Annotated in this window: 18 protein-coding genes; 15 read left to right on the top strand and 3 right to left on the bottom strand. The window is 73.8% G+C overall.

Annotation, left to right across the window (positions count from 1 at the left end):
• A partial coding sequence (locus ACFPZN_RS49355; RefSeq protein ID WP_378290940.1) for a hypothetical protein occupies nt 1-224 on the bottom strand: 224 nt, incomplete at its 3' end.
• Between the two features lie 49 nt (nt 225-273).
• Nucleotides 274-924 carry a TetR/AcrR family transcriptional regulator gene (locus ACFPZN_RS49350; RefSeq protein ID WP_378290938.1) on the bottom strand — a complete coding sequence of 217 codons (651 nt, stop codon included), beginning with the start codon at nt 922-924 and terminating at the stop codon, nt 274-276.
• A gap of 109 nt (nt 925-1,033) precedes the next feature.
• Between ACFPZN_RS49350 and ACFPZN_RS49345 the strand changes: the two genes are divergently transcribed.
• From ACFPZN_RS49345 to ACFPZN_RS49275, 15 genes are all read left to right on the top strand, one after another.
• On the top strand, nt 1,034-2,206 hold the full coding sequence (locus ACFPZN_RS49345; protein WP_378290936.1) for an acyl-CoA dehydrogenase family protein: 1,173 nt from the start codon (nt 1,034-1,036) through the stop codon (nt 2,204-2,206).
• Nucleotides 2,203-3,117, top strand: a complete 915-nt coding sequence (locus ACFPZN_RS49340; RefSeq protein WP_378290934.1) for a VOC family protein — start codon at nt 2,203-2,205, stop codon at nt 3,115-3,117. The genes ACFPZN_RS49345 and ACFPZN_RS49340 overlap by 4 nt, the downstream gene beginning before the upstream one ends.
• Nucleotides 3,117-3,968, top strand: a complete 852-nt coding sequence (locus ACFPZN_RS49335) for an alpha/beta fold hydrolase (RefSeq protein ID WP_378290932.1) — start codon at nt 3,117-3,119, stop codon at nt 3,966-3,968. Before ACFPZN_RS49340 ends, ACFPZN_RS49335 begins: the two co-directional genes overlap by 1 nt.
• A 12-nt stretch (nt 3,969-3,980) precedes the next feature.
• Entirely contained in the window at nt 3,981-4,472 is a 492-nt protein-coding gene (locus ACFPZN_RS49330) for a flavin reductase family protein (protein ID WP_378290930.1), read from the top strand.
• 55 nt (nt 4,473-4,527) lie between these two features.
• The gene (locus ACFPZN_RS49325; protein WP_378290928.1) at nt 4,528-5,703 is read left to right on the top strand and encodes an acyl-CoA dehydrogenase family protein; all 1,176 of its coding nucleotides are present in this window, start codon (nt 4,528-4,530) and stop codon (nt 5,701-5,703) included.
• On the top strand, nt 5,700-6,605 hold the full coding sequence (locus tag ACFPZN_RS49320; protein ID WP_378290925.1) for an isocitrate lyase/PEP mutase family protein: 906 nt from the start codon (nt 5,700-5,702) through the stop codon (nt 6,603-6,605). Before ACFPZN_RS49325 ends, ACFPZN_RS49320 begins: the two co-directional genes overlap by 4 nt.
• Entirely contained in the window at nt 6,595-7,944 is a 1,350-nt protein-coding gene (locus tag ACFPZN_RS49315) for an FAD-dependent oxidoreductase (protein ID WP_378290923.1), read from the top strand. The genes ACFPZN_RS49320 and ACFPZN_RS49315 overlap by 11 nt, the downstream gene beginning before the upstream one ends.
• Nucleotides 7,941-8,723 carry an SDR family oxidoreductase gene (locus tag ACFPZN_RS49310; RefSeq protein WP_378290921.1) on the top strand — a complete coding sequence of 261 codons (783 nt, stop codon included), beginning with the start codon at nt 7,941-7,943 and terminating at the stop codon, nt 8,721-8,723. The genes ACFPZN_RS49315 and ACFPZN_RS49310 overlap by 4 nt, the downstream gene beginning before the upstream one ends.
• Before the next feature lie 31 nt (nt 8,724-8,754).
• Nucleotides 8,755-9,363 carry a cysteine hydrolase family protein gene (locus ACFPZN_RS49305; RefSeq protein ID WP_378290919.1) on the top strand — a complete coding sequence of 203 codons (609 nt, stop codon included), beginning with the start codon at nt 8,755-8,757 and terminating at the stop codon, nt 9,361-9,363.
• On the top strand, nt 9,360-10,784 hold the full coding sequence (locus tag ACFPZN_RS49300; RefSeq protein ID WP_378290917.1) for an FAD-dependent oxidoreductase: 1,425 nt from the start codon (nt 9,360-9,362) through the stop codon (nt 10,782-10,784). Before ACFPZN_RS49305 ends, ACFPZN_RS49300 begins: the two co-directional genes overlap by 4 nt.
• Entirely contained in the window at nt 10,781-11,581 is an 801-nt protein-coding gene (locus ACFPZN_RS49295; protein WP_378290915.1) for an aspartate/glutamate racemase family protein, read from the top strand. The genes ACFPZN_RS49300 and ACFPZN_RS49295 overlap by 4 nt, the downstream gene beginning before the upstream one ends.
• Nucleotides 11,578-12,885 (top strand): FAD-dependent oxidoreductase, encoded by a 1,308-nt coding sequence (locus ACFPZN_RS49290; RefSeq protein ID WP_378290913.1) that lies wholly within the window; start codon nt 11,578-11,580, stop codon nt 12,883-12,885. The genes ACFPZN_RS49295 and ACFPZN_RS49290 overlap by 4 nt, the downstream gene beginning before the upstream one ends.
• Nucleotides 12,886-12,903: 18 nt before the next feature.
• Nucleotides 12,904-13,374, top strand: a complete 471-nt coding sequence (locus ACFPZN_RS49285) for a hypothetical protein (protein WP_378290910.1) — start codon at nt 12,904-12,906, stop codon at nt 13,372-13,374.
• A gap of 75 nt (nt 13,375-13,449) precedes the next feature.
• A complete protein-coding gene (locus ACFPZN_RS49280; protein WP_378290908.1) occupies nt 13,450-14,022 on the top strand; it encodes a suppressor of fused domain protein in 573 nt (190 codons plus the stop codon).
• 45 nt (nt 14,023-14,067) lie between these two features.
• Complete coding sequence (locus ACFPZN_RS49275) at nt 14,068-14,832, top strand: SDR family NAD(P)-dependent oxidoreductase (RefSeq protein WP_378290906.1); 765 nt, start codon at nt 14,068-14,070, stop codon at nt 14,830-14,832.
• A gap of 4 nt (nt 14,833-14,836) precedes the next feature.
• On the opposite strand, the gene ACFPZN_RS49270 is transcribed toward ACFPZN_RS49275, so the two are convergent.
• Nucleotides 14,837-15,748 (bottom strand): S1C family serine protease, encoded by a 912-nt coding sequence (locus tag ACFPZN_RS49270; protein WP_378290904.1) that lies wholly within the window; start codon nt 15,746-15,748, stop codon nt 14,837-14,839.
• Between the last annotated feature and the right edge of the window lie 49 nt (nt 15,749-15,797).

Below are 15,797 nucleotides of genomic sequence, written 5' to 3'. Positions count from 1 at the left end.
CTCCAACCGAAAAGCCCCACCCCATGCCGGGTGACATGCCGCTCGTCAGGGTGTGCGGCGATCGCCGCATCGCTCCGAACTCGCCTGGCGGCTCGCTCCGCGATCAGGTTCTCGCTCCGCTCGCACCTGCCTCCGGACACGATCACAACAGTTGACAGGATCGCCGGGCGCAGTGGCTCGCCGGACGCGGTCGCGACCACCTCGCCCTCGGGCGTGACCAGCACGCCCTCCGATGTCGACGCCGAGCAGCAGGTCCATGGACCCGTCATGGACTCAGAGGTCGGCGGCGACCTCGCGGGCGAGCCGGTCGGCGACCGAGTCGAGGGCCAGGGCCAGCAGCTCCTGGAGGGCGTCGATGTCGAGGGTGTCCGGTTCGGCCGCGGACATCGCGTACAGGCCGTCCGAGGCGGCCATGTTGAGACGGGCCAGCAGCGCGGGCACCTCGGGACGGCGTTCCAGCAGGTCGGGTGGGAGGACGGCGGCCCACCACTCGCCCATCGCGGCCAGCATCTCCTCGCGGATCCGCTGGAAGCGGGCGCGGGCGGCGGGCTCCTCGGCGCGGCGCTCCAGCAGCAGCATCAGCCCGAGCCGCATGAACTCGGGACGTTCGGCGAAGCTCTGCCCGGCCTCGCGCAGCGCCCGGCGCAGGTGGTCGATCCGGTCCGTGCCGGGCTCGGGCGGCTCCCAGCGGGGGCGGTCGGGCAGCCACTCCCGGTAGCTGTGCTCGATCACCTCGGCGAGCAGCTCGTCCTTGCTGCCGAAGTGCCAGTAGACCGAGCTGGCGGGCAGCCCCGAGCGCTTGGTCACCAGGGCCACGCTGGTCCCGTCGTAGCCGCGCTCGGCCGAGATCTCGGCCGCCGCGCGCAGGATCCTGCGCCTGGACTCCGCGCTGTGCTGGGTGCGCCTGTCGGTTTTGGGTGCCACGGACCTCTTGCTATCACACCGCGTCGCGGCGTACGTTTCGGCTACGCGAAAATCCTGTAGCGATTACTACAGGGTGGAGCACCCATTACAGATCCGAGAGGGGTCGTCCATGACGATCGCTGACCGGGTGCGGGCGCTGGCACCGGAGCTGGCGGCGGAGGAACGCCTCGCCGCACGCGACCGCGCGCTGACCGGCACCACCTGGAAACACCTGCTGGAGACCGGCGTCCTGCGCGCGCTCCAGCCCGCCCGCTGGGGCGGCGGCGAGGCTCCGCTCCCCGACTTCCTCGACGCCGTCTTCGAGGTCGCGCGGGTCGCGCCCGCGGCCGGCTGGGTGGCCGGCGTCATCGGCTCCCACCCCTGGCAGTCGGCGATGTTCGCCGAGGAGACCCAGGCCGAGCTGTGGGGCGAGGACCCGTCCCGCATGCTGTCGTCCTCGTACGCGCCCACCGGCACCGTCGTCCCGGTGGACGGCGGCTACCGGGTCTCCGGCCGCTGGTCGTTCTCCTCCGGCTGCGACCACGCGCACGGCGTGATCCTCGGCGGCAACGCCGGCACGATCGAGGCGGACGGCCAGACCTTCCCCGACTACGGCTCACTGATCCTGCTGCGCGACCAGTACCGCATCGACGACACCTGGCACACCTCGGGACTGAGGGGCACCGGCAGTAAGGACATCGTGGTCGAGGACGCGTTCATCCCCGCCCGCCGGTTCCTGTCCCACCTGCGCTACGAGTACCGGCCCGACGTCAAGGCGCCCGGCCAGGAGAGCAACCCGGGCCCGCGCTACCGGCTGCCGTGGGCGACGCTGTTCAACCTCGTGCTGGTGGCGCCGACGCTGGGCATGGCACAGGGCTTCCTGGACGAGTGGACCCGCATCACCCGCACCCGTAAGGCCAACTGGGGCGGCACGGTCGGCGAGGACCCGCTCGTCCAGAAGCACCTGGCCGACGCGTACTGGACCCTGGACGCCGCGATCGCCAAGATGCGCGCCGCCGCCGTCGCCATCACCGAGGCCGGCGAGACCGGGCGGCACATGGAGAAGGGCGAGCGCGCCCGGCTGCGCTGGGACGTCAACCGCGGCTGCGAGCTGGCCGGCGACGCGATCGGCGACCTCTACCGGATCTCCAGCGGCCGGGTCGCCTATCTCGACCACCCGCTGCACTCCCGCTATCAGGACATCGTCGCCGCCCTCGGCCACGCCTTCCTCGTCCCCGACGCTGTCGGGCTCGCCTACGCCGCCCGCGAGCTGGGCGCGACACCCCTGGAGGTCCAGCTGTGATCCAGTCGCTCGACTACATCGGTTTCTCCTCGCCCGGCTTCGCGGAGTGGCTGTCGTTCGGTCCCGAGGTGCTCGGCATGCAGGTCGCCTCGCGCGGCGCGGACGGGACGGTGCGGCTGCGCGTGGACGACGCCGACCACCGCCTGACGATCCATCCCGGCGACGAGCACGCCCTGGAGTACCTCGGCTGGGGCGTGCGCACCCCCGAGGCGCTCGCGGAGGTCGCGGGGCGTGTCCGCGACCAGGGCATCGCCGTCCACGAGGGCGATCGGGAGCTGGCCGGGGAGCGCGGGGTGGCCGGGCTGGCGTGGTTCGTCGACCCGTTCGGCAACCGGCACGAGCTGTCGTGGGGGCAGCACCGCCACCCGGGGTCGTTCCGCCCGGGGCGGGCCATGGCGGGCGGCGGTTTCGTCACCGGGTCCCAGGGGCTCGGCCACGCCGTCCTGGTGGTGCCGGACCTGGCGGAGGCGAACGCGTTCTTCACCGGTGTGCTCGGCTTCAAGCTGTCGGACCGGATCGTCGACCCGCCGCTGAACGCGCAGTTCTACCACGTCAACGGGCGGCACCACTCGCTGGCGATCGCCGAGGTGCCGGGCGCGAGCGGCTTCCAGCACCTGATGGTCGAGGTGGCCTCGCTGGACGACGTCGGCATCGCCTACGACCTGTGCGAGGAGCGGGACGTGCCCGTGGTGCTGACCCTGGGCCGGCACACCAACGACCGGACGACCTCCTTCTACCTCTACACGCCCGGCGGGTTCCACCTGGAGTACGGCCACGGCGGCGTGGTCGTGGACGACGCGCTGTGGGAGCCCGCCACCTACACCAGCACGAAGATCTGGGGCCATCGCGGCACGAAGCATCGCGACGTGCTGCCCTTCGCCATCTTCAACCAGCCGAAGGAGAGCGCCTGATGCCCGCCGCGATCACCACGAGCGACGTCCGCGCCGGGGACCGCACCCTGCGCGTCAGCACGGCCGGCGACCCGTCGGCCACGCCGCTGCTGTTCCTGCACGGTTCGGGGCCGGGCGTCACCGGCCTGTCGAACTGGGAGCGGCTCATCGGTGACCTGGGCGACCGCTACTACTGCGTCGCCCCCGACACGCTCGGCTTCGGCGACTCCGACCACCCGAACCCGCCGCCGCGCGGGATGGCCGCGTTCACCGAGCTGCGGGTGGCGGCGACGTGGGCGCTGCTGGACGCGCTGGGCCTGGAGAAGGTCATCCCGGTCGGCAACTCCTACGGCGGGCAGATGTCGCTGGCCATGACGCTGGAGCGGCCGGAGCGGATCGAGAAGGTGATCCTCATGGGCAGCGGCGGGATGCCCGATCTCAAGCCGCTGCCCGGACTGGTCAAGCTGATCGACTTCTATGACGATCCGACCGAGGAGGCGATGGCCGAGCTGCTGTCGCTGTTCGTCCACGACCCGGCCGCGTTCGGCGACCGGCTCAGGGAGATCGCGGCGGCGCGGATCCCGCGGGCCACCCGCGAGGACGTGCGCCGCTCGCACCTGGCCACCTTCGACTTCTCGGCCGGGGGCCGGATCGGCTGGCAGCCGGACGAGCTGGCGAGGATCGAGCAGGAGGTGCTGGTGATCGCGGCCCGCGAGGACCGGATCGTCCCGCCGGAGGTCAGCCTCTACCTGTCGCGGAACATCCCGAACGCGCGGCTGCACGTGGTGCCGAACTGCGGGCACTGGAGCCAGATCGAGTACCCGGAGATGTTCGCGCGGCTGGTCGACGGCTTCGTGCGCGGCGCGTTCTGAGAGGGGCGTCCGATGTCAGAGATCGATCCGGAGGCCATGCGGCGGGTGCTCGGCCACTACCCGACCGGGGTCGTGGCGGTGACGGCCGTGCACGAGGGGGAGCCGGTCGGCATGGCGGTCGGCTCGTTCACCTCCGTGTCGCTGCGGCCCGCCCTCGTGGGCTTCTTCCCGGACGCGGGGTCGACGACGTGGCCGCGGATCCGGGCGGCCGGGCGGTTCTGCGTCAACGTGCTGGGCGAGGACCACCAGGAGGTGTGCCGGCTGTTCGCGACGCGGGGCGCCGACAAGTTCGCGGCCCTCGGCTGGGAGCCGGGCGCCACCGGCTCCCCGGTGCTGGACGACGCGATCTCCTGGATCGACTGCCGGCTGGAGCGCGTGCAGGAGGCGGGCGACCACTTCCTCGCCCTCGGCCGCGTGGTCGACATGGGGGTGAAGGAGGCCGGCGGCCCGCTGATCTTCTACCGGGGCGGGTACGGCGGCTACCGCGCGCCGCTCGCCTCCTGACCCCCCTTTTTTCTTGCTCGAAGTACGGGCCTTCGCGTGCCCAGAAAGGATCGCCATGTCACTCGCCGAAGCCGTACGGGCCGCCGGGCCCGTCCTCGCCGCGGAGGACGCGGCGGGCGCGCGGCAGCGCCGGCTCACCGACCTCGCCTGGAAACAGCTCGTGGACACCGGCGTGCTGCGCGCCCTGCAGCCCGCCCGCTGGGGCGGCGCGGAACTGCCGCTGGCGGAGTTCCTCGACGCCGTCGTCCAGATCGGCCGGGCCTCCCCGGCCGCCGGCTGGGTCACCGCCGTCATCGGCGTCCACCCCTGGCAGATCGCGCTGTTCCCCGAGGAGACCCAGCGGGAGATCTGGGGCACCGACCCCGACCGCGCCGTGGCCTCCTCCTATACGCCCACCGGCACCGTCGAACCGGTCGACGGCGGCTACCGGGTCTCCGGCCGCTGGTCGTTCTCCTCCGGCTGCCTGCACGCCGACGGGGTGATCCTCGGCGGCATCGCGGGAGGGCGCACCTGGAACGGCACGCCCGTCCCCGACTTCGTCTCGGTCATCCTGGACCGCGACCAGTACACGATCGAGGACACCTGGCACACCGCCGGGCTGGCCGCCACCGGCAGCAACGACATCGTGGTGGACGGCGCGTTCGTCCCCGCCCGCCGCGCGCAGTCGCACGTCGACTACACCTACCTGCTGGGGACGCCGCTGCCCGGCCGCGAGGTCAACTCCGGCCCGCTGTACCGGCTGCCCTGGGCCGTCGTCTTCAACGCGATCATCGCGGCGGGCGCGCTCGGCGCCGCGCAGGGCTTCGTGGACGCCTGGACCGAGGCCACCCGCGGCCGCCGCTCCAACTACGGCGGCATGCTCCGCGACGACCCGCTCGTCCAGTTGCACGCCGCCGAGAACGCCTACGTCGTGGACGCCGGGCTGCTCAAGCTGCGGCGCGTCGCCGACGAGCTGACGGCCGTCGCCGAGTCGGGTGAGTGGCCGGACCGCGCGCTGCGTGCCCGGCACCGCTACGACCTGGCCCGCGCAGCCCAGGACGCGGGGGCCGCCGTGACCCGGCTGATGCGCGCCTCGTCCGGTCGCACCGCCTACACCGACCACCCCCTGCACCGGCGGTTCCAGGACGTGACCGCCGCGATCGGGCACGCGTTCCTGCTGGCCGACCCGCTCGGCCAGGCGGCCGGCGCGCTTGCCCTGGGCGCGGAGAACTCTCCGGCGGTGCACCTGTGAGCCACGCCGTGCTGCCGGGCCCGACCCCGGAGGAACGCCGCGCCGCCCTGCGCGCGCTGCTCGCGTCCGGCCGCACCGTGATCGCGCCCGGCGTCACCGACGCCGCCGGGCTGCGGCTGGTCGAGGAGGCCGGGTTCGAGCTGGCCTACCTGACCGGCGCCGGGCTGGCCAACGCCCAGTTCGGGGTCCCGGACGTGGGACTGATCTCGCAGCGCGAGGTCGCCGACCACGTCCAGCGGCTCGCCGGGGCCACCGGCCTGCCGCTGGTGGTGGACGCCGACACCGGCTACGGCGGGCCGCTGTCGGTCATGCGGACCGTGCGGCTGCTGGACGCGGCCGGGGCGGCGGCGATCCAGCTGGAGGACCAGGTCCTGGACAAGCGCTGCGGCCACTTCGACGAGCACCACCTGGTCTCCGCCGCTGAGATGACCGGGAAGATCGAGGCCGCCGTGGCGGCCCGCGGCGCCACCGGCCCGCTGATCATCGCCCGGACCGACGCGCGCGGCGTGCTCGGCCTGGACGCCGCGATCGACCGGGCCCGCGCCTACGCCGCCGCGGGCGCCGAGGTGATCTTCGTGGAGGCGCCGCGCACCGTCGAGGAGATGCGGACGATCGGCCGCGAGCTGGCCGGGGTCCCGCTGGTCGCCAACATCGTCGAGGGCGGCAAGACGCCCGAGCTGAGCGTGGCGGAGCTGGAGGAGCTGGGGTTCGGCGTCGCGCTGTTCGCCAACTACCTGATGCGCAGCATGATGCACGCCGGCCGCGACGCGCTCGCGCACCTGCGTGCGAAGGGGGAGACCCGCAGCCGCGCCGAGCTGCTGCTGCCGTGGGCCGACCGGCAGTCGCTGTTCGGGCTCGCCGCGTACACCGAGATCGAGCGGAGGTACGCGGGTGAGCGCTGAGGTCGTCGCCGTCGGCGCCGGGCTCGCCGGGCTCGCCGCCGCCGTGGCCGCCGCCGAGGGCGGGGCGCGCGTCACGATCCTGGAGAAGCGGCCGGAGATCGGCGGCAGCACCGTGCTGAGCGCCGGCCTGTCGGCGTTCGCCGGGACCGATGAGCAGGCCGTCGCCGGGATCGCCGACGACCCCGCGACGCTCCGCCGCGACCTGCTGGAGACCGGGCGGCACCGCAACGATCCGGCCCTGGTGGAGGTCTACTGCTCCGACCAGCTCGCCACCTACCGGTGGCTGCGCGGGCTCGGGATCGTGTACGGCGAGGTGCACGCCGCGTCCGGGCAGAGCGTCCCGCGCTCGCACCCGACCGACACCCGCGTCCTGGTCCGCACGCTCCTGGACCGGGCCCGGTCGCTGGGCGCGGCGTTCCGGCCCGGCACCGGGGCGCACCGGCTGATCGTCGAGGACGGCGCCGTGCGGGGCGTCCGCACCACCGGGGGCGAGGAGCTGCGGGCGGACGCGGTCGTCCTCGCGTCCGGCGGCTTCTCCCGCAACCCCGAACTGCTGGACCGGTTCGCCCCGCGGATGGGCCGCGCGCTGCGCGGCGGCGCCGAGGGCAGCACCGGCGACGGGCTGCTCATGGCTTGGAAGGCGGGCGCCGGAGTGATCGACACCCCGTACATCAAGGGCACCTTCGGCATCCATCCCGACCCGGACGGGGCCGAGGGCGGCACCGGCATCCTGGCGATCTACAAGGGCGCGATCGCGGTCGACCGGTCCGGGCGCCGGTTCGTGGACGAGTCCCTCCCGTACAAGGAGGTCGGTGACGCCTGCCTGGACCGGGACGGCGGCATCGCGTTCCAGATCTTCGACGCGGCCGTCATGGAACGTTCCGACCCGTCCGTGCCCATCTACGACTTCGCCGCCCGCACCGGCAACGGGCTCCTGCACACCGCGCCGACCCTCGCCGAACTGGCGCGCGACATCGGAGTCCCCGCGGACGCGCTGGAGGCCACGGTCGCCGAGTACAACGCGGCGATCGAGAGCGGCCGGCCCGACCCGTTCGGCCGGGCCACGCTGTCCGGCGGCGTCGGCGCGCCCGTCCCTATCGCGGTCCCGCCGTTCTACGCCCACCCGTCCACGGCCGTCGTGCTGGCCACCTACTGCGGACTGACGATCGACCCGGACATGCGGGTCCTGGACGTGTTCGGCGAGGTCATCCCTGGTCTCTACGCCGCCGGGGAGGTCGTCGGCGGCCTCCACGGCGCCGGGTACGTCACCGGGACCTCGATCGGCAAGGCCGCCGTCTTCGGCCGCCGCGCCGGGCTGCGCGCGGGAGCCGCCGCATGACCGGGGACATCTTCGACCTGACCGGCCGCCGGGCGCTGGTCACCGGCGCCGCGCGCGGCGGGCTCGGCGCGCACGCCGCCCTCGCCCTGGCCCGCCGCGGCGCCGAGGTCGTCGTGGCCGACCTGCCCGCCCGCGGCGCCGACCTGGACGCCACCCTCGGCCTGCTCCAGGAGTCCGGCGCCCGCGCCCGCGCGCTGCGCTTCGACGCCACCCGCGAGGACCAGGTGGAGGCGCTGGTCGCGCACGCCGCCGACCCCGACGGCAGGCTGGACGTCCTGATCAACGCGGCCGGGGTGATGCTGCGCCGGGAGGTGTTCGCCACCTCCCTGGAGGAGTGGCGGCGCGTCCTGGACGTCAACCTGACCGGGACCTGGCTGCTCAACCGGGCCGCCGGGCGCCGCATGGTGGAGCGGCGGCGCGGCGCGATCGTCAACTTCTCCACCGTGTACGCCGAACGAGTCGGGCCCGTGCCCGAGTCGGCGTACTACGCGTCCAAGGCCGGGGTCGGCAACCTCACCCGGTCGATGGCGGCCGAGTTCGGCCCGTACGGCGTCACCGTCAACTGCCTGGCCCCCGCCGTGTTCTACCCGACCGAGATGACCGCGCCGCTCGGCGACGACCCCGAACGGCTCCGCTGGATGACCGAGCGGACGATGCTCGGCCGGCTCGGCGTCCCCGGCGAGGACCTGGACGGCCCCCTGCTGCTGCTCGCCTCCGACGCCGGCCGCTACATGACCGGCCAGATCGTCTACGTCGACGGCGGCTGGTCGGCGTGGTGACCCGATACCCCCAGGAAGAAAGGTGCATGAGATGACCGGCGGACGTACCGCCCTGCTGATGCTCGACTACCAGGTCGCGCTGTGCGAGCGCGGCGAGCACATGCGCATGCCCGCGCTGGTCGACCAGGTCGAACGGCGCGGCGTCCTCGCCGCCGCCGAGAAGACCCTGGCCGCGACCCGCGACGCCGGACTGTACGTGGTGCACGTGCGGCTGGCGTTCGACCCGTCGTACGAGCTGCGCACCAACCGCTCGGCCCGCTTCGACGCCTACCCGCGCGAGCGCGCCATGCTCCGCGACGCCCCCGGCGCCCGCATCGTCAGCGCGCTGGCGCCGCTGCCCGCCGAACCCGTCGTCGACAAGGGCGGCGTCGGCGCGTTCACCGGGACCCCGCTGCTGGAGATGCTGCTCGGCGCGGGGGTGCGGCACGTCGCGCTCGGCGGGGTCGCGACCAACCTGGTCGTGGAGTCCACCGCCCGGCACGCCGTGGACAGCGGGCTGGCCGTCACCGTGATCGAGGACATGTGCGCCTCGTTCGACCCGGCGCTGCACGACTTCGCCGTGGAGAAGATCCTGCCGATGTTCGCGGAGGTGCGCTCCGCCGCCGCGTTCACCGCCGACCTGGGCGGGGACCGCCGATGACCGCTCACGACGTCGTGGTGGCGGGCGCCGGGATCGCCGGGCTCGCCGCCGCCGTGGCCGCCGCCGAGGCGGGCGCCCGGGTGGTGGTGGCCGAGCGGGCGCCGCGCTCCGACAGCGGCGGCAACACCCGGCACACCGAGGCGTTCCTGCGGATGAAGTCGCTCGACGAGGTGTCCGACGACTTCGAGGAGCGGCTCCTCGGCGACTTCATGGGCCACCCCGACCCGGGCCTGCTGGTCGAGTCGCTGCGCGATCCCGCGACCTGGTCGGCGCCGCTGCGGTCGATGAGCGTCGCCGACCCGCGCGCGGTCGCGACGCTGGCCGAACGCGCCGGGCCCACGCTGCGCTGGATCGCCTCGCACGGCGTCCGGTTCGAGCGGCTCGCGACGCCGTTCCTCACCACCTCCACCACCCGGCTCATGCCGGTCGGCGGCGGGCTCGCCCTCGTCGAGGCGCTCACCGCGGCGGCGGAGCGGCTGGGCGTGCGGTTCGCCTACGAGACCACGGCCCGCTCCCTGATCATCGAGGACGGCGCCGTCACCGGGGTGGTCACCTCCCGCGGCGCCGAACTGCGCGGCCGGGTCGTCCTGGCCTGCGGCGGGTACGAGGGCAACCCCGAGCTGATGGCCCGCTACCACGGGCGCGGCGGCCGCCACACCCGCCCCGTCGCGCGCGGCGGCCACTACAACAAGGGCGACGGCCTTCTGATGGGCCTGGCCGCGGGCGCCGCCACCGCCGGGGACTTCGCGCTGTTCCACGCCGAACCCGTCGACCCCCGCTCCGGCGCCGCCGAGGCCGCGATCTTCTCGTTCCCGTACGGGATCCTGGTCAACCGGGAGGGCCGCCGCTTCACCGACGAGGCGCCCGGCCCGGTCGACGCCTGGTACGAGCGGGTCGCCCGCCGCGTCCACGACCAGACCGACGGCATCGGCTTCGCCGTCTTCGACGCGGGCAGCGCCGAGGTGCCCAACCTGTCCGCCGCCGTCCGCACCGACCAGCCGCCCGTCACCGCCCCCACGCTCGACGCGCTGGCCGCCGCGCTCGACATCCCGGCGGACGCGTTCGCCGAGACGGTCGCCGCGTACAACGCGGCCTGCCGGGACGGCGAGTTCCGTCCCCTCGAACCGGACGGCCTGGCCACCGCCGGGCTCGTCCCGCCCAAGTCGAACTGGGCGCGGCCGATCGCGACGGGCCCCTTCCACGCCTACCCGATCATCGCGTCGAACGTCTTCACCTTCGGCGGGCTCAAGACCGGCGACCGCGCCGAGGTCCTGGACGGTGACGGCGTCCCGATCACCGGGCTGTACGCTGCGGGCGAGCTGACCGGGCTCTACTACACGAACTACACCGGATCGACGTCCGTGCTCCGCGGCGCGGTGTTCGGGCGCATCGCCGGGACCGAGGCGGCGGGGAGCCGATGACGAGGATCTGGCACCAGAGCTTCACCGTGCTGGACGACGTGCCGCACTACCGGGACGCGCTGCGCCGCCACCTGGACGCCGTGGCCCGTCCCGGCACGACCGTCGAGCTGCACGGGATGGCCCCCGGCACGTACCCGGGCTCGTACCCGGGCGTCCACATCGGGCACCTCTACCTGACCAACCTGCACCGGGAGCAGTTCGTCCGGGCGGCGCTGGAGGCCGAGGAGCGGGGCTACGACGCGTTCTTCATCGCGACGATCCCCGACACCGGCTTCGAGGAGATCCGCACGCTGGTGGACATCCCGGTGGTGGCGTTCGGGAACGCGTCGGTGGCGTTCGCGGCGACACTCGGCTCGCGGATCGGCATCGTCAACTTCATCGCCGCCCTCGAACCGCAGCTGCGCCGGAACATGGCCGCCTACGGGCTCGGCGCGCTGGTCGGGCCGATCGTCCAGGTGGAGACCGCGTTCACCGACGTCATGGCCGCGTACGCCGACCCAGGACCGCTGGTCGAGGCGTTCCGCCGCGCCGCCCGCACGGCCATCGCCGAGGGCGCGGACGTCATCGTCCCCGGCGAGGGACCGCTCAACGTCTTCCTGGCCGACCAGGGCATCTCCCGCGTCGACGACGTACCGGTCATCGACTCGCTCGGCACCGGACTGGCGCTGGCCGAGACCCGCGCCGCCTTCCACCGCAGGACGGGCCTGCACCCGCCCCGCACCGGCCTCTATTTCTCCAAACCCGACCCGGCCATGGTGAAGGCGGCCCGCGCGTTCTACCACGGAGCGAGCGCATGACGTTCGACGACCAAGTGGACGTCGCGGTCCTCGGCGGCGGGGCGTGCGGCCTCGTCGCCGCCCTCCGCGCCGCCCGCGACCCCGGCCTGGTGGTCGCCGTCTACGAGAAGAGCACCCGCGAGGGCTGCAACACCCGCTACTCCAGCGGCAGCCTCGCCGCGGGCGGCACCCGCTACCAGCGGGCCGCGGGCATCGACGACTCCCCGGGACGGCATGCCCGCGACATCCTCGCGGTCAACGGCGACCCCGCGTCCGCCCCGATCGTGAACGCGCTGTGCCGCGTCGCGCCCCGCTACGTCGAATGGCTGGCCGACGACCTCGGCCATCCCGTCGAACTGGGACTCGACATGGCCCGCGCCGGGCAGAGCGTCCCGCGGCTCCACACCGACACCGGCCGCGCCGGGGGCGCCCGGCTGATGGAGACGCTCCGCCGCGCCGCCGAGGCCGCGCCCAACATCGCCTTCGTCGACAACGCCCCGGGCATCGGCCTGATCAGCCGCAACGACGCGGTCGTCGGAGCCGAGGTCCTGGAGAACGGCGTCAAGCGCCGCGTCGGCGCGGGTGCCGTCGTCCTCGCCGCCGACGGGTTCGCCAACAACCCCGCCATGATGGCCGAGCACTGCCCGGAGGCCGAAGGCGCCTTCTACGGCGGAGTCAGCACCAGCACGGGCGACGCCATCGGCTGGGGCCTCGAACTGGGCGCGGCCGTACGGAACATGGGCTCCTTCCTGGGGCACGGCCTGGTCGTCCAGGGACACGGCACGCGCCTCAACCCCGTCCTGCCCTTCCTCGGGGCCGTCCTCGTCGACGACCAAGGCCACCGCTTCGTCGACGAGAAGGCCCAGGGCTACTCCAAACTGGGCCGCATCATCGCCGACCGCCGCGCCGTGCTCATCTGGGACCAGCCCATGCACGAGACCGCGATGCACTCGGAACTCATGCGCGAGTCCGAGACCGCGGGCGCGTTCACCACCCACCCCACCCCCGCCCACCTGGCCGCCGCCTACTCCCTGCCCGACCTGACCCTCCCCGCCGACTTCACCCCGCCCCTCCGCGCGGGCAGGGTGACCAGCGGAATCCTCACCACCCAGGGCGGCCTCCTCGTCGACCCCCGCGGGCGCGTCCAGCACCGCACCGGCGGCTGGATCAAGGGCCTGTACGCGGGCGGCGGCTCAGCGTGCGGGATCTCCGGACCGTCCAGCGAGGGCTACATGTCCGGCAACGGCCTCCTGGCGGCCCTCGGTTTCGGCTGGCTGATCGGCGACCACCTCGCCGCCCGCGAACGTGGCATCATGGCGGGGTGATGATCTACCGAAAGGCCGATGCCGCGTAGGCGTCCCGGCGCCCTGCGCGCCCCCCGGCGGCCCCGCCCGATCACCTGGGCCGGTGACCTGGAACGCGTCGACCGCCTGTCGATCGACGCCAGCGCCGCCGTCCACCTGGCCGAACGCCTCTCTCCCGACGCCGACGTCCGCCCCGGCAAAACGGCCCACCGCCTGCACATCTACCGCTCCTTCCTGCGGCAACCGGGCAACCGGCTGAGGCTGGTCACCTCGCTGATGCCGTCCTGCCCCGGCTGCCAGGACGACGACGTGGCCGTCGCCAGGGACGGCCTGGAGGCCGTCCTCGAAACCCTCCCACCCTGGGCCCGCCGCGAACTGTCCCGCCTCCTCGCCGACCTGGACGCCGAATTCGCCCGCCGCACCCTCCCCACCTTCGACCCGTCCCGCCGCCTCGACTGGGAGGGCAACCCCACCCCCTGGTGGCACCACCGCGCCTACACCGACGACTGACACGCATGGCCCGGGTTGCCGGGGACGGAGGGCGCTGGAATGATCTCCGGCCGCTTCCTCCGCGAAAGGACGGTCATGACTCCGCCGCTCGACGACCCGTACTTCACCGCACTCCACAAGCATGTGACGCCGCGCCTCGGGCCCGGGTACGCCTACGCCCGGCCGGTGGACGACGAGGGCATCGGCGTCGGGATGCACAGGCTCAACCCCCTCCAGATCACGGCGATAACGCTGGGCCTGCCCTTCCAGCCGGGCGCCAAGGAGCCCGCGGAGTTCGCCTGCTCCCTCCAGTCGGACCAGGAACGGGAGGCCCACTACCTGGTGCGGCTCGCCGCGCGGTGGTTCCTGAAGAACGACGAGGCGTCCGTGGGCTTCGGTGAATGGATCCAGTCGGGGGAGCCGATGATCGACGGGACCGGCATCCACGGGCTGCTGTTCGACACCTTCCCGCACGGCACCACGACGTTCTCGGTGTTCGACGGCGCCGTCTGGCCGGACGGCGGGGAGGGCACGCTCCAGATCTTCGCGGTGGTCCCGCTGACGGCACCGGAGATCGAGGTCCTGGAGGACCCCGGGCAGGGCGTCGAGGCGCTGTGGACGCGCTGGCGGGAGGAGGAGACCGAGATCTGGAACGCCCGACGAGAATGATATTCTCACCTCCCAGAACCTGATTTCGGGCAGGAAGAGGCGGAGATGGCACGGCGTCTGCAGGACAAGGTCGTGGTGGTCGCCGGTGCGGCCACCGGGCTCGGCGCGGCATCGGCCCGGCGGCTGGCCGAGGAAGGCGCCCAGGTCGTGGTGGGGGACGTGAACCTCGCGGGCGCCGAGCAGACCGCCGGAGCCATCACCGAGGAAGGCGGCCGGGCGGCCGCGGCGCGCTTCGACATCTCCGACGACGCCTCCGTCCAGGACCTCATCGCCTTCGCCGTGGACACCCACGGGCGCCTGGACGCCGTCCACATCAACGCCGGGGCCATGGACGCCGTCTCCAAGGACACCGACGTCGTCGACATCGACCTGGAGATCTGGGACCGCACCGTCGCCGTCAACCTGCGCGGCCACATGCTCGTCACCCGCCACGCCGTACCGCGCCTGCTGGACGCGGGCGGCGGCGCGATCGTCTACACCTCGTCCATCGCGTCCTTCGCCGGGGAGCCCAAGCGTCCCGCCTACGCCGCGACCAAGGCGGGCATCAACGCCCTCGCCCGCCACGTCGCCTCCCGCTGGGGCCGGGACGGCATCCGCGCCAACGCCATCACCCCCGGCCTGATCCTCACCCCCGAGATCCGCGAGGGCGCCCCGCCGGAGATGCTGAAGTCGATGCTCGCCCGCACCCGCAGCCCCCGCCACGGCGAGGCCGGCGACGTCGCGAGCCTGGTCGCGTTCCTGCTGTCGGACGAGGGCTCCTGGATCAACGGCCAGGTCGTCAACGTCGACGGCGGCACCGTCCTGCGCTGACCGGTCAGCCGGCCAGCCGCTGGGCGCCCGCCCTCGCCCGGTCCGCCGGGATGGCGAACCCGATGCCGATCGAGCCGCCCCCGCCCCGCATCAGCGTCGCGATCGCCGTGTTCACCCCGATCACCTCGCCGCGCGCGTTGACCAGCGGGCCGCCGGAGTTCCCCGGATTGATCGACGCGTCGGTCTGCAGGGCGGTGCCCCCGATCCCGCCCTCGCCCAGGCGCACCTCGCGGTTCAGCGCGCTGACGATGCCGCTGGTGATCGTCCCCTGCAGGCCCAGCGGCGAGCCGAGCGCGAGCACCGGCTCGCCGACACGCACCCGCGCGGACCGTCCGAACCGCAGCGGGGCCGGGCTCTGCGCGGCGGGGATCGCCAGCACCGCCAGGTCGTTGGCGCGGTCGAAGCCCACCACGCGCGCCGCCAGCCGACGCTGGTCGGCCAGCACGACGGTGACCCGGCCCGCGTCCCCGACGACGTGCGCGTTGGTCAGCACGCGTCCTTGCCGGTCGATCACGAACCCGGACCCGGTGCCGCGCGCGTTCCCGGACCGCACCTCGATCGACGTCACGCTCGCCTGCACCCGCGCGGCCACGCCGCTCAGATCACCCGCGGGGCTCGTCGGCCCGGCCGCAGGCACCGCCGTGGCCGCCGGGCCGCCCGCGCTCACCCGCCCGGCGGCCGCCCCGGCCACGCCCCCCGCGAGGCCCCCGACCAGGAACGCCGCGACGACCGCGGCGGCGACCGCCCGGCCGCGGCCGCTGCGCCGTGGTTCGTCGAACCACGGCGCGGACCGGCTGAACGGATCGTCCGGCGGCCACATCATGGCCGGAGGCTCGTTGCGGCCCAGGCCGTACCGGGAGTCGTCACGGAGGTCGTACCGGACGGTGTCTCTGGGGACGGGCGGCGGATAACTCATCGGGCTCCTCACGCGCATCGCTCACTAGTGAGTACTCCGCGCCCCGGGC

This window comes from Actinomadura rugatobispora (assembly GCF_042656285.1).
Lineage (GTDB): Bacteria > Actinomycetota > Actinomycetes > Streptosporangiales > Streptosporangiaceae > Spirillospora > Spirillospora rugatobispora.
This window is presented reverse-complemented; position numbering and strand designations above follow the sequence as displayed.

What these genes read in the sequence shown, in the direction of transcription:
- ACFPZN_RS49345 (WP_378290936.1), top strand. Translation starts at nt 1,034, where the DNA reads ATGACGATCGCTGACCGGGTGCGGGCGCTGGCACCGGAGCTGGCGGCG.
- ACFPZN_RS49335 (WP_378290932.1), top strand. Translation starts at nt 3,117, where the DNA reads ATGCCCGCCGCGATCACCACGAGCGACGTCCGCGCCGGGGACCGCACC.
- ACFPZN_RS49330 (WP_378290930.1), top strand. Translation starts at nt 3,981, where the DNA reads ATGTCAGAGATCGATCCGGAGGCCATGCGGCGGGTGCTCGGCCACTAC.
- ACFPZN_RS49325 (WP_378290928.1), top strand. Translation starts at nt 4,528, where the DNA reads ATGTCACTCGCCGAAGCCGTACGGGCCGCCGGGCCCGTCCTCGCCGCG.
- ACFPZN_RS49310 (WP_378290921.1), top strand. Translation starts at nt 7,941, where the DNA reads ATGACCGGGGACATCTTCGACCTGACCGGCCGCCGGGCGCTGGTCACC.
- ACFPZN_RS49305 (WP_378290919.1), top strand. Translation starts at nt 8,755, where the DNA reads ATGACCGGCGGACGTACCGCCCTGCTGATGCTCGACTACCAGGTCGCG.
- ACFPZN_RS49300 (WP_378290917.1), top strand. Translation starts at nt 9,360, where the DNA reads ATGACCGCTCACGACGTCGTGGTGGCGGGCGCCGGGATCGCCGGGCTC.
- ACFPZN_RS49295 (WP_378290915.1), top strand. Translation starts at nt 10,781, where the DNA reads ATGACGAGGATCTGGCACCAGAGCTTCACCGTGCTGGACGACGTGCCG.
- ACFPZN_RS49290 (WP_378290913.1), top strand. Translation starts at nt 11,578, where the DNA reads ATGACGTTCGACGACCAAGTGGACGTCGCGGTCCTCGGCGGCGGGGCG.
- ACFPZN_RS49285 (WP_378290910.1), top strand. Translation starts at nt 12,904, where the DNA reads ATGCCGCGTAGGCGTCCCGGCGCCCTGCGCGCCCCCCGGCGGCCCCGC.
- ACFPZN_RS49280 (WP_378290908.1), top strand. Translation starts at nt 13,450, where the DNA reads ATGACTCCGCCGCTCGACGACCCGTACTTCACCGCACTCCACAAGCAT.
- ACFPZN_RS49275 (WP_378290906.1), top strand. Translation starts at nt 14,068, where the DNA reads ATGGCACGGCGTCTGCAGGACAAGGTCGTGGTGGTCGCCGGTGCGGCC.
- ACFPZN_RS49270 (WP_378290904.1), bottom strand. Translation starts at nt 15,748, where the DNA reads ATGAGTTATCCGCCGCCCGTCCCCAGAGACACCGTCCGGTACGACCTC.